General features: G+C 25.8%; 18 protein-coding genes. 16 read left to right on the forward strand and 2 right to left on the reverse strand.

Annotated elements, in window-relative coordinates; translation table 11 throughout:
• Together ACWYO2_RS02425 and ACWYO2_RS02430 are read right to left on the reverse strand one after the other, a co-directional pair.
• The coding region (locus ACWYO2_RS02425) for an alanine:cation symporter family protein (RefSeq protein WP_455514902.1) at positions 1-451 on the reverse strand (451 nt) is incomplete at its 3' end.
• Positions 452-515: 64 nt separating this feature from the next.
• Positions 516-2,177: a M20/M25/M40 family metallo-hydrolase gene (locus tag ACWYO2_RS02430; protein ID WP_455514903.1), complete on the reverse strand. Its 1,662-nt coding sequence runs from the start codon at positions 2,175-2,177 to the stop codon at positions 516-518.
• Between the two features lie 124 nt (positions 2,178-2,301).
• On the opposite strand from ACWYO2_RS02430, the gene ACWYO2_RS02435 reads away from it, so the two are divergent.
• The 16 genes from ACWYO2_RS02435 to ACWYO2_RS02510 form a co-directional block, all read left to right on the forward strand.
• Positions 2,302-2,535, forward strand: coding sequence for a DUF1858 domain-containing protein (locus ACWYO2_RS02435; protein WP_455514904.1), 234 nt, complete (start codon positions 2,302-2,304; stop codon positions 2,533-2,535).
• Complete coding sequence (locus tag ACWYO2_RS02440) at positions 2,535-3,164, forward strand: helix-turn-helix transcriptional regulator (RefSeq protein WP_455514905.1); 630 nt, start codon at positions 2,535-2,537, stop codon at positions 3,162-3,164. Before ACWYO2_RS02435 ends, ACWYO2_RS02440 begins: the two co-directional genes overlap by 1 nt.
• Positions 3,157-4,518: a phosphoglucosamine mutase gene (gene glmM / locus ACWYO2_RS02445; protein WP_455514906.1), complete on the forward strand. Its 1,362-nt coding sequence runs from the start codon at positions 3,157-3,159 to the stop codon at positions 4,516-4,518. Before ACWYO2_RS02440 ends, glmM begins: the two co-directional genes overlap by 8 nt.
• Positions 4,515-5,228 (forward strand): class I SAM-dependent DNA methyltransferase, encoded by a 714-nt coding sequence (locus tag ACWYO2_RS02450; RefSeq protein ID WP_455514907.1) that lies wholly within the window; start codon positions 4,515-4,517, stop codon positions 5,226-5,228. Before glmM ends, ACWYO2_RS02450 begins: the two co-directional genes overlap by 4 nt.
• Positions 5,229-5,235: 7 nt before the next feature.
• A complete protein-coding gene (locus ACWYO2_RS02455) occupies positions 5,236-5,661 on the forward strand; it encodes a hypothetical protein (RefSeq protein WP_455514908.1) in 426 nt (141 codons plus the stop codon).
• Positions 5,651-6,094 carry a dUTP diphosphatase gene (gene dut / locus ACWYO2_RS02460; RefSeq protein ID WP_455514909.1) on the forward strand — a complete coding sequence of 148 codons (444 nt, stop codon included), beginning with the start codon at positions 5,651-5,653 and terminating at the stop codon, positions 6,092-6,094. Before ACWYO2_RS02455 ends, dut begins: the two co-directional genes overlap by 11 nt.
• 34 nt (positions 6,095-6,128) lie before the next feature.
• The gene (locus ACWYO2_RS02465) at positions 6,129-7,286 is read left to right on the forward strand and encodes an MFS transporter (RefSeq protein WP_455514910.1); all 1,158 of its coding nucleotides are present in this window, start codon (positions 6,129-6,131) and stop codon (positions 7,284-7,286) included.
• A gap of 141 nt (positions 7,287-7,427) precedes the next feature.
• Positions 7,428-7,691, forward strand: a complete 264-nt coding sequence (locus tag ACWYO2_RS02470) for a hypothetical protein (protein WP_455514911.1) — start codon at positions 7,428-7,430, stop codon at positions 7,689-7,691.
• A 1-nt stretch (position 7,692) separates the two neighbouring features.
• On the forward strand, positions 7,693-9,297 hold the full coding sequence (gene groL / locus ACWYO2_RS02475; protein ID WP_455514912.1) for a chaperonin GroEL: 1,605 nt from the start codon (positions 7,693-7,695) through the stop codon (positions 9,295-9,297).
• Positions 9,298-9,305: 8 nt separating this feature from the next.
• The gene (mreC, locus tag ACWYO2_RS02480; protein WP_455514913.1) at positions 9,306-10,169 is read left to right on the forward strand and encodes a rod shape-determining protein MreC; all 864 of its coding nucleotides are present in this window, start codon (positions 9,306-9,308) and stop codon (positions 10,167-10,169) included.
• Positions 10,166-10,669, forward strand: coding sequence for a hypothetical protein (locus ACWYO2_RS02485; protein ID WP_455514914.1), 504 nt, complete (start codon positions 10,166-10,168; stop codon positions 10,667-10,669). Before mreC ends, ACWYO2_RS02485 begins: the two co-directional genes overlap by 4 nt.
• Position 10,670: 1 nt before the next feature.
• Positions 10,671-11,312, forward strand: coding sequence for a DNA repair protein RecO (recO, locus tag ACWYO2_RS02490; protein WP_455514915.1), 642 nt, complete (start codon positions 10,671-10,673; stop codon positions 11,310-11,312).
• Between the two features lie 11 nt (positions 11,313-11,323).
• The gene (locus ACWYO2_RS02495; protein ID WP_455514916.1) at positions 11,324-11,785 is read left to right on the forward strand and encodes a PTS sugar transporter subunit IIA; all 462 of its coding nucleotides are present in this window, start codon (positions 11,324-11,326) and stop codon (positions 11,783-11,785) included.
• A gap of 8 nt (positions 11,786-11,793) precedes the next feature.
• Positions 11,794-12,264 carry a transcriptional regulator NrdR gene (gene nrdR / locus ACWYO2_RS02500; RefSeq protein ID WP_455514917.1) on the forward strand — a complete coding sequence of 157 codons (471 nt, stop codon included), beginning with the start codon at positions 11,794-11,796 and terminating at the stop codon, positions 12,262-12,264.
• Positions 12,261-12,614, forward strand: a complete 354-nt coding sequence (locus ACWYO2_RS02505; RefSeq protein ID WP_455514918.1) for a septum formation initiator family protein — start codon at positions 12,261-12,263, stop codon at positions 12,612-12,614. The genes nrdR and ACWYO2_RS02505 overlap by 4 nt, the downstream gene beginning before the upstream one ends.
• A 2-nt stretch (positions 12,615-12,616) precedes the next feature.
• Positions 12,617-12,954, forward strand: a 338-nt coding sequence (locus tag ACWYO2_RS02510) for a hypothetical protein (RefSeq protein ID WP_455514919.1), incomplete at its 3' end; no start/stop codon positions are given.

Here is a 12,954-nt window from a genome sequence, read left to right on the forward strand (position 1 = left end):
AAAGTGCAAATAAAGTTCCTAGAATAGGAAGCTTAGTATGTTTTAAATAATACATTGCTCCACCAACATATTCACCTAGTTCATTCTTTTCTCTATATTTTATTCCTAAGATAACTTCAGCATATTTAAGACCTACAGCAAAAAGTCCAATAACAACCATCCAGAAAAGTGCTCCAATACCACCCATGGAAATTGCAACTGCAACCCCCATAATATTTCCTGAACCTAAGGTTGAACCTATAGCAGTAAGTGCAGCTTGTAAAGCAGATATATTTCCTTCACCAGAATTTTCTTTTACTACATCTTTATAAACTGTTTTTATAATTAGAGGTAATTTTACAATTTGGATAAATTTGAATCTTATTGTTACATATATACTACCTAAAGCTAATAATATAACCATTGGATAAGACCACAGCCAGTCTGATAACATAGTTATTTTTTCTATCATAATATACACCAACCTTTTTTAAGAGTAATATTAATATGGCTTACGTTTCAGTAAATTTTATTTCTTATAAGATTTCATTGTTTAATAATTTCATAACTGTTTTATATACTAACTCAGGAGTAACTGTATAACTATATTTCTTCTCAACTCTTTCTGTAAATTTATGTGCATCATATCCAAAGCATCCTATATCTAAAACAGGAAGAGATAATTTTTGCATATCTTCTAATGGAAGACTATATTTTACACCAAATCCAGGCATATTATTTTTTAGACTAGCTATTATAGCTGGATCTTTTGGTGCAGCTCCATAACTTAAGTCAGAAATATATGGGAAGAATTTCTTATATGCTAATTTATAATCAGTTTTAGTAGTTTTTACTGCATTATCAACAGCATCTATAAGAGCTTTATCCTTAGGATTTGTTCCATCTATATAGATATGAGGATAGTAAGGTGGAGAGAAGTAAACAACAACTAATGGATTTTGATCTTTCCAGCTAGCTTGTAATTTTTCAACCATTCTTTGAGCAAATACTCTAGTATCAATGCTTTCATCTTTCATTAGTTCTTTACTATAGTTTGCTAATACTTCATCAATATCAGGTTTTTCTTCGCTAACTTTTTCAAGAAGTTCAGTATATGATAGAACTCTAGCTTCCCAAGGTAATTTTTTATAAGTTCTGTTTGAACTCATTGAACAGAAAGTTTCATATTGTTTATTTAATTTTGTAACTACACTGTCAAATGCTTCAAAAGCAGCCTTTTTCATTTTTTCTAGAACCATATCAGGAGTTGACATATGAGTTGCATAGTTGAAATAAAGAACTGCAGTTTTTCCAACTTGAACAGAGTATTCAGGTTTTTGGTCTCTTTGATATAAGCTTATAGGTGGAAGAGATACTTCACCATCAACAATATCACAGAACTCAGTATTCATATTTACTCTTGTCATTATAGCTGATGAAATTTCATTTGGGTCAATTCCATTAAAAGATTCTCCAACGTGAGTTTCTTTTCCTACAACAAAGAAAGAAGGCATTAATTTTCCAACAGTTCCTATGTAGATATTTTTACTTTCATCTCCTATAAATTCTGCAGTTATATAATCTGTATCAAGAAGAGCAAGATATTCTAATCCTTCTTTTTCTTGAAGTTCAACAAGTTTAGGAACAACAGATAGCATTCCACTTGAGTTTGCTTCTTCATCACATACAGCTGCATAGATTAAGTTTCCTTCAAAATTATCTAAGTCTTTTGCAACTTCTTCAAAAAGATTTATTATTACAGCGTCTCCACTCTTCATATCAAATATTCCACGACCAAATAAGAAATCTCCACTTTCCAAGTCTTTTCTTACAACATCATCTAATTTTATATGTTTAAATCCTTCAGCTAGTTTATAAGGATCATTTGCATATTCAGCAAGTTCTCCATAATCTGATATACCAACTGTGTCTGTATGTCCAATTAATACAACAGTTTTCTTAGATTGCTTTTTACCTCTTAGTATAGCAACAACACTTTTTCTTCCTAGTGTATCATTTGCACTAACATAGAATAAGTCTTTTGGGTTTTCTTTGAAATATGGAATATTTCCCATAATTTCATAAACCTTTTCAGAAATATCAATTTCACCTTTAGTATCTACAACACTAAATATATTAGTTAGTTGTATAGCAAGTTCTTCAATTCTTTTTGAAATTCTTTCGTTAACAAAACTCATAATCTACCTCCATTAAAATAAAATTGATAAATTAAACTGTATCTTTATGATACAGTTTTTGTTTTACTAGAAAAAAAAATAAAAAAGTTGTATAATGTAGATAATATAAAAAAATAGGAGAAATATGGAAATAAGAGTACATTATGATATGAATATAGATGAAGTTGTAGAAAAGTATCCGATAGTGTCTCATATATTGATGAGATATGGTCTAGGGTGTTCTGGGTGTGTAATATCAACTGCTGAAACTATAGGTGAAGGAATAGAGTTACATGGTCTAGATTCTGATATTATTCTTGAAGAAATTAATATGATATTAGAATTAGAGGAAGAAGAAAGAAAAAAAGCAGGTGAGTAATGGTTACTACTGGAGATATATTGACTAAATATTTGAATAAATTAAATATTACACAAACTACAATAGCAAGTATATTAGGCGTAAGTCCTCAATATATTAATGCCTTGATAAATAATAGAAAAAGACCATCTAAAATGGTTATGAATAATTTAATAAAAACTTTAAGTATATCTAAAGAAGATGTACAAATAATAGAAAAATATGAAGTGTATAAAAAGGTTAGATATATAGAAGATTATGATTTTGATATACAATGTATAGGAAAATATACTATAAATGGATTTGAGTATACTTTTAATGAAGAAAAAATAATGATATCTAATTTAAAAAGAAATGATTTGAAATATTTGAAAATAGAGTGTTCTAATTTAGAAGAATTTAATAAAGGAGAATATGTATTTATTGAAACTGAAAATTTAGACATACAAAATATAGATAAAGAGTTTATTTTAGTAAGCATTGATGGAAGTATAGATTTTGTCTATGTAGAACATGTCAATGATAAATTATATATGAGATATTTAAATCATTTAAAAGGAACTAATATATTAAGTAGGACTAATCAAAATAAAATAAAAATAATAGGCAAATATATAGGTAAATATATGGGAAGGATATTAAATGGGTAGAAAATATTTTGGAACAGATGGAATAAGAGGAGAAGCAAATAGAGATTTGAATATAGATATAGTTACAAATCTTGGATTAGCTCTTGGATATTATTTAAGAAAAAATAAAACAACAGAAGGAAAACCTAAAGTTATATTAGGTACAGATACAAGAATTTCAGGATATATGATAAGATCAGCTCTTTCTGCTGGTTTAACAGCAATGGGAGTAAATATAGATTTTGTTGGAGTTCTTCCAACTCCAGGTGTTAGCTACATTACAAGACATTTACATGCAGACGCTGGTGTTATGATTTCAGCTTCACATAACCCTATTAAAGATAATGGGATAAAGATATTTTCTAGTTTAGGATATAAATTAAGTGATGAAGTTGAAGAAGAAATAGAAAGATTGATGGATGATAGAGATTTCTTAATGGAAAACTTAGTTTATGGAGAAAAACTTGGAAGATTTACTTATGTAGAAGACGATATGAAAATGTATAGAAAGTTTTTACAAAGTACGGTTAAAACTTCATTTGTGGGATATAAAGTTGTAGTTGATACAGCTAATGGTGCAGCATATAGAGTAGCAGCTAAGGTTTTACAAAATTTAGGAGCAGAGGTTGTTGTAATAAATAATACTCCTACTGGGAAGAATATTAATGTAAATTGTGGGTCAACACATCCTGAAAAATTATGTGAAGCTGTTAAATTGTTTGAAGCTGATATGGGTATAGCTTATGATGGAGATGCTGATAGGTTGATAGCCGTAGATGAAAAGGGTATAGTTTTAGATGGAGATATAGTTGTTAGTATATTGGCTATGAATTTACATTCTAAAGGTATGTTAAATTCAAATAAAGTTGTAACTACAGTTTTAACTAATATGGGAGTTGAAAAGTACTTAGAAGATAATAATATACGTTTAATTAGATCTAATGTTGGTGATAGATATGTATTAGAGAAAATGAGAACTTATGCTTTAAATCTTGGTGGAGAACAATCAGGTCATGTTATAATGCTTGACTATAATACTACAGGAGATGGTATATTAACAAGTATACAATTGATGCAAGCATTTATAGAAAGTGGTAAAAAACTTAGTGAATTAAGAGAAGAAATATCACTTTGGCCTCAAGATATGGTTAATATAATAGTGGATAAAGAAAAGAAAAAAACTTGGGATAAAAATGAAAAACTTATTAAATTTATAGAAGAAAAAGAAAAAGAGATACATGGATTAGGTAGAATACTTGTAAGAGCTTCAGGTACTGAAAATTTAATAAGAGTAATGGTTGAAGCTAAAGAAGAAGGTGTTTTAAATAAAATATTAAATGAATTAGTTGATAAAGTTAAGGAAGAATTAGTATGATACATAAGAAATTTGCATATATATATGATGAATTTATGGATAATGTTGACTATAATTCGTGGTTTAAATTTATAAAATCATATTTACCTAAAAAAGGTATAAAAAATGTTGCAGATTTAGGTTCTGGTACAGGTAAGATGTCACATATATTTGCTAAAGCTGGTTATGATGTTGATGCTTATGATATTTCAGATGATATGTTGGAAATTTCAAAATCTAAGTATAATATGGATAATCTTAAATTTTATAAATTAGATATAGTTAATGATAGAATAGATAGAAAATATGGATTGATAATGTGTAATTTTGATACAGTAAATTATTTTTCATCTTTGTCAGATCTTAAAAAGTTTTTATCAAATGTATATAATTCATTAGAAGATGATGGATACTTTATTTTTGATTTTGTTGAAGTTGAAATATTTGATGAAATTTTTGAAAATGATATATTTATAGATGAAACGGAAAATTACACACATATAATGAGACATGAACAATTAAGTAAGTATAAACATTTAGTTGAAATGACTATTTTTCTAAAAGAGGATGATGTTTATAGAAAATATGTAGAAAAACATGAAAAAAATATTTTTGAAACAGAAAAATTATTAGAAACTGTAAGAGAACAAGGTTTTGAGATATATGATACTGCTAGAAATAGTGAATATGGAGAGAGTAGAGTATTTTTAGTTTGTAGGAAGAAAAAGTAGGTGGATTATGAAAGATTTACATGAAATGAAAGAATTTGAATTTAGCGAATTACTTGAAAATACAAAATTTACTTCTGTAGAAGAAGAAAGAAAAAATAAAAATAAAACTTATTTAGATACTGGAGTAGATTCTGATGGCGATGAAGTACGTGAAGATATACTTGAAAAAGAAAGATTAAAGGAAAATTTTAATAAAAAAGATAGTAAATTACATAAATATTTATCTTTTGCTACAGGTTTTGCATATACAATAATTTCACCAGTTTTATTACTTCTTGGAATATATTTTGCATTACAAAGAATTATAGGGTTTAAAAGTAATGATCTTGTAATAATATTATTGATATTTTTGGGTATAATTACAGGTTATTGGACTTTATTTAAAGATATAAATAAGATTACGAATAAGAAAGGTAATAAGAATGAAAAATAAAATGAAAATTAAAAAATTAGATGCAAGAGCAACTATACCTACTTATGGTACACAATATTCTGCAGGTGCTGATATTTATGCTTTACTTGAGGAAGACGTAATTATAAAACCGGGTGAAACTTTTTTAGTTAAAACTGGAATTTCATTTGAAATTCCTAATGGTTATGTAGGACTTGTTTATGCAAGAAGTGGATTGGCTTCTAAAAGTGGAATAGCACCAGCTAATAAAGTAGGTGTTATAGATTCAGATTATAGAGGAGAATTGATGGTTCCTTTGTATAATCATAGTGATAAAGATTTCAAGTTAGAACATGGATTAAGAATAGCGCAGCTTGTAATAGCTCCGTATATACAAGTTGAATTTGAAGAAGTAGAAGAATTAGATAGTACAGAAAGAGGACATGGAGGATTTGGTAGTACAGGATTAAAATAAAAATATATTTAAAAAGAAAAAGAATAGGTGAATTATGAATAATAATAAAAATTTTTTTCTATATATTTTAAGTCAAACAATTAGTAAAATAGGAAGTTCAATATTAGATTTTGCAATAATATGGTCATTAGTTTTATATAACGATACATCTACTCCATTTATTATAAGTATATTAATAACATATATACCTAAGATTTTAATTGTTTATTTATTGAATAAAATTAAAATAAAAAAGAAACACAAATTAATGATGAATATTGGAGATGCTATAACTGCTTTTTTCAGTTTTATATTAATTTATGTAGATATAACAAATTTAAAATTAGTTTATTTTATAATATTTATGAGATCTATAGGTTCAGGAATAATGGAGCCATATTCTAATTCTATAATAGTAATGTTATTTGATAAGGAAAGTTATTTTAAAAAAGTTAATGCCTTGAATAGTTTGATAAATTCTATGATTTCACTAGTCATCCCTGCAATAACTGCTTTTATTTTAAGTTCTTATTCATTGAACTATATTGCAATTATTGATGTTGTAACAGCAATAATAAGTATATTAATCGTAAGCAATCTTAATGTGATAAATGATATAAATGTTGATGATATAAAAAAAGAATGTTCTATAACATTAAATAATTTATTAAAGAGAATGTTAGCTATAAATTTTATTTTTTATTTTTTCATGACAATACCGGGATTTATGACGGCTCTATTAGTAAAATATTATTTTGGTAATAATATTACATATTTAAAATATAATGAGATTTTTTGGTCTCTTGGGATGTTTATAGGGTCATATATTGTAATAAAGGCAAAATTTAAAAATAAATATTATTATTCAAATTCAATTATTTTATTTGGTTTATCAATATCAGTATTAGCATTTTCAACTAATATTTATCTATATTTACTTGTGATTTTAATATCTGGTATATCTTTTCCTTTTTATTCAACTTCAAATAAGTTAATTATTCAGAAGAATTTTGATAAAAAAGAAAATGAATTTTATTTTTTAAAAGAAAGTGTGTATATAAATATTGCGACACCATTATCAATGATTTTAGTAGGATATATTTTAAAATATATAAAAATAAATGCAATATTTTGTATAAGTGGCTTACTTATTATATTACTAGGGTTAGTGTGTGCAATTAAATTTTTAAAGAATAATGATATAAAATTATAACTTAAAATAAAGGAGTAAATTTTAATTTTTGCTCCTTTTTAACTTAAATAACATTTTGTGATTGAATTGAATATATATTGAAAAGAAAACACAATATATGGTATAATATTTAGAAAAGAAACAAATAGAAAGGATAGATGTATGCATATTAAACCTTTAGGGAAAAGAGTGTTAGTTGAATTAGTTAAAAGTGAAAATAGAAGTAAATCTGGATTGATATTAACAGAAGAAATTGTAAAAATTGATAATTATGGTAAAGTTTGTGAAAAAAGTGATGAAATAGAAAATTTGAAAATAGGAGATTTCATAATATTTGATAGAGAAAAATCTTTAGAAGTTAGAAATTCAAGTGAAGTTAAGTATATAGTTAATATAGAAGATGTTTATGCAAAGGTTGGTGATTAGTTTGGCTAAAATAATCAAATTTAATTATGAGGCAAGACAAGCTCTTGAAAGAGGTGTTGATATTTTAGCAGATGCAGTTAAAGTAACACTTGGTCCACGTGGAAGAAATGTAGTTTTAGATAGAGGGTATGGAGCACCTTTGATTACTAATGATGGTGTAACTATAGCCCGTGAAATAGAATTGGATGATCCTAGTGAAAATTTAGGAGCTGAATTAATTAAACAGGTAGCAATTAAAGCAAATGATGTTGCAGGTGATGGAACTACCACAGCAACAGTGTTAGCACAAAGTTTAATAAAAGAAGGCTCTAAAATGATACAAGCTGGGGCAAATCCTGTATTTATAAGACGTGGTATAGAAAAAGCTGCAAAGGTTGCAGTAGATAAACTTAAAGAAAGATCGGTAGCTATTAAAGGAAATAATGAAATAGAACAAGTAGCTTCAATTTCGGCAGCAGATGAGACTATAGGTAAATTGATATCAGAGGCAATGGAAAAAGTAGGAACAGATGGAGTAATAACAGTTGAAGAGGCAAGATCTTTAGAAACTAGTTTAGAAATTGTTGAAGGGATGCAATTTGATAATGGGTACTTATCACCATATTTTGTAACAGATAGTGATAGAATGTATGTTGAACTTGAAAATCCATATATATTATTAACTAGTAGAAAGATAAGTTCTATGAAAGAAATTATAGGAATACTTGAAAAAATTGCCGAACAATCAAAATCGCTTTTAATAATAGCAGATGATGTTGATGGTGAAGCTCTTTCAACTCTTGTATTAAATAAAATACGTGGGGCCTTGAATGTAGTTGCAGTTAAAGCGCCAGCTTTTGGCGATAGAAGACTTGCTATACTTGAGGATATTGCTATACTTACAGGTGGAATAGTATTATCTGAAGAAAAAGGAATGAAACTTGAAGAGGCAGATATTGATGACTTGGGGATGGCAAGAAGAATTAAGATAACAAAAGATAAAAGTATAATAGTTGATGGTATGGGCAATAATGAAGAAAGACTTGAAAGAATAAATCAAATTAAAGAGCAAATTAAAGAAACAAAACCAGAATATGATAGAGAAAAATTACAAGAAAGATTAGCTAAACTTTCAGGTGGAGTATCTGTTATTAAAGTAGGAGCAGCAACAGAAACTGAAATGAAAGAAAAGAAAATGAGAATAGAAGATGCTCTTAATGCAACTCGTGCAGCAGTAGAAGAAGGTGTAGTAGCAGGTGGTGGAACAGCACTTGTTCAAGTTTATAAAGATATGAGGTCTTTTTCTATAGATGGAGAAGAAGGTATAGGTGTAGATATATTTAAAAAAGCTCTTTTATCACCACTTAAACAAATTGCAATAAATTCTGGAGTTGAATCAGGAGTTGTAGTGGATAAAGTTCTTAATTCAGAAATTAATTTTGGTTATGATGCATTGAAAGAAGAATATGTTGATATGTTTGAAAGAGGTATCTTAGATCCGACTAAAGTTACTCGTTCGGCTATACAAAATGCAAGTTCGATTTCATCGTTATTATTAACTACTGAAGTTAGCGTGGTAACTAAACAAGAAGAAAATAAAAATCAGCAAGTTCCAGGAATGTATTAGGTGATTTTATGAGTAAAAAAAGAAAGTTAACCTTAAAAAGACTATTTTCTATAATACTTTTAAGTGTATTCTTTCTATTGTTAAGGTTTGTTTTTTTGAAATATGCTAGTATTGCATTAGAAAGTATGAATAATGGTCTGGTAACATCTAAAAGTATCATATTTAAAAAAGTGGATAATTATACAAATAAACTAGAATATATACGTAATATTTCAAAAATAATTGATGAAAATAATAAAAAAGATGAAGAAATAGAATTGCTTAAAGCTAAAAATATTGAATATGAAAATTTAGTTAGAGAAAATAGAGAGTTAAGGGAAAATTTAGAATTAAAATCTAATTCTACATCAGAATATATAGTCGCAAATACGATTCTAATTGAATCTTTAATAGAAGACAATATACTGTATATAGATAAAGGAGCTAATGACGGGATTGAACAATATTTACCAGTTTTACTTAATGGAAATGTTATTGGTAGAATAAATAGAGTTTCTAAAAATTATTCTGAAGTTCAGCTTTTATCTAATCCTGATTTTAAAATGGCTGTTGATATAAATGGACATATACAAGGTATATTGAGAGGTAAAGGAAATTCAGAATTTGTAATAAATAATTTTAATGATGAATCAGTAGACAAAATTAGTTTATTTAATATTAAAACTTCAGGTATAAGTGAACTATATCCTAAAGGTTTAAGTATAGGTAAATTTAATGTATCAAATAAAAAAAGTTTGATAGATAATAAAACATTAATATTAAAACTTAATTTTGATTTAAGTAAAGTAAGTACTCTTGTGGTTTATAAGTATGATAAAAATAAAATAAATTTAATAAATAAAATAATTGAAGAAAGAAGTGGTATAGAATGAAGAAAATAATAATGTTTTTAACATTATTTTCAAGCTTAACATTTTCAAAAGTTTTTCCATATTTAGATGGTAATTTTAAAGCTAAAGTTATAGAAAATTCTGTGATAAATAATGTTAAGAAAAATAAAGTATATGATGTAAGTTATAGTCCAAGTAAAATGGAATTAAAAGTATTAGAACCTGCTTTAAACAAAGGAGAAATATATACCTATTCTAAAAGTGGAAAAACACTTTATTCACCAAAACTTAAGCAAACAGTTAAACAAAGTATAACAGGACAAGATGAAAGTATTTATTCTATACTTTCTGAATTATCAAGTTTAGAAACTGCAACAACACAGAATAAGGGACATAAAAAATATATATTTGAAAATTCTATTTTAAGAAAAATAGAGGCTAAGGATTATACAGTAGAATTTGAGAATTTTAGTAATAATAAACCTACTAATATAAGATTTATATCTAAATCTATAAAAATTGATTATCAATTAAGTTATTAGTATGAAAAATATTAGAGATATAGCCTTAGTGATAAATAAAAAAGATGTAAATACAGCTAATGTAGTATCAACTCTTTTTACTAAAGAGCATGGTAAAATATCTGCTATAAATTATGGAATAAAAAAGTCTAAAAGTAGAAATCTTTCTGCTATAATGCCACTTAGTTTGGTTGAAGTAGAAATGAATAATATAAATGAAAATTATTCAATAACTGATATTTATTTAAGTAAACAATTTAGGAATATATTAAATAATATTAATAAATTAGAACTAGGATTGTATATACTTCATGTTTTAAATGAAATATTAGAATATAATAATCCTGAAGAGAATCTTTTTTATAGAAATTTAGAAATACTAGAATATATAGATAATATTGATGATTTAAAATTGGAAGATGAACTTTATTTTTATTCTTTAATATTAATATATTTAAGACGTATGATGATTGAATTAGGGATATTTGATTTAGAGCTTATATTGGATAATAATACAAAACTATTATACAATAAATATTTATTATATATTAAAGGTGAAAAAGTTATAGAGGTATATCAAATTAAGATGCTAATTAATGTATTTGAAAAATATATTAATTCATATTTTTCAACAAAAATTAGATATAATAAAATTTTAATATAAGGAGAAAAGGTATGAAAAGTATTCATGAAAATATAAAAGTAGAAGAAATTAATTTGAAATTAGAATCAAAAACTAAATCTAGTTTATTAAAAGATATGTTTAAACTTATAGAAAATAATAAGAATATTTTAGATAAAGAAAAAGCATTTCAAGATTTGATGGATAGAGAAATAATAGGTTCAACAGGTATTGGTAAAGGATTTGCTATACCACATGCAAAAACAGATGCTGTTAAAGATATAGTAATTGGTATAGGGGTTCTTGATAGTCCTATAGATTATGAAGCTATAGATGAAAAACCAATAAATATAGTATTTATGTTTTTAATGCCTACTGCTCTTAGTCAAGAATATTTAACAATACTTGCGAGAATTTCAAGATTTGCACAAAATGAAAGTTTTAGAGAAAAGTTTTTGGGTGCAAAAGAACCAAAAGAAATTATAGATTTAGTTAAAAGTATGGAAATAAAATAGGTGGTAATATGAAGTGTCCTTATTGTGGTAATGAAGATACAAAAGTAATTGATAGTAGACCATTTAGTGATGGTAACTCTATAAAAAGAAGAAGAAAATGTGATAATTGTAACAATAGATTCAATACAACTGAAAAGATTTTTAAATTACCTATACAAGTTAAAAAAAAGGATGGAAGAATAGAAGAGTTTAATAGAAATAAGATATTTCAGGGTCTTTTGAGATCTTTGGTTAAAAGAGATATAGATGAAACGAAACTTGAAGATATGTTAGATAATGTTGAAAGAGAAGTTTTAAACAGATTTAACGGTAGAATACAAAGTCAAGAATTAGGTTCTATAATAATGGAAAATTTATTAGAAATAGATGAGGTAGCATATATTAGATTTGCTTCGGTATATAATAAATTTGATAGTTTAGATAGTTTTATTGAAATTATTAGAGATATTAAGAAGAAAAAGAAAGAGAGAAAGAAATGAGAAAAAGTCGATTCAAATTGATATTTGTTATTGTGGTATTATTACTTAGTGTTTATTTTATTTTTAAACTATCTTATAATCTTGTTCGTATACATGAAGCAAGAAAAAAACTTGTTGAAAGAGAAATAAGATATGAAAAATTATTGAAAGAAAAAGAAAAAATAAAAAAAGAATTAGAGGTTTCTAAAAAAGATATAAATAAAGAAAAATTCGTTAGAGATAAACTAAACATGAAAAAAGAAGGGGAAACAGTATATAAGGTAGTTGATCAGGAAATTGTAGAAGAAAATGAAAAATCTCAAGAAACTAAAGATGTAAATAAGGAAGAAAGCATAGATAATAAGGAGTAAATATGTTTATAGGAAATAAAGAAAGTTTTAAGGAATATATGGATAGTATTAAAATATTAAATCCTGAAGAAAAGACAATATATAGAGTTTCGTTAATGTATATGTTAAGAAGTTTACTTTTAATACTAGTATTACTAATTATAATTATATATTCATTAAAATCATTTATACATCCTTTGGAAGATAATAATTTGATGTCTATTTTATTGATTTTATTTTTATTAGCCTATATTTGTTTTAATATATATACTGTATTTGGTTATAATATAAAAGTTGATAAAAAAGCTGTTGAGAATAAGAAAATAAAAATTTTAATTTCAGATATTGTAAAACTAAAATA

The organism is Pseudostreptobacillus sp. (assembly GCF_977040545.1).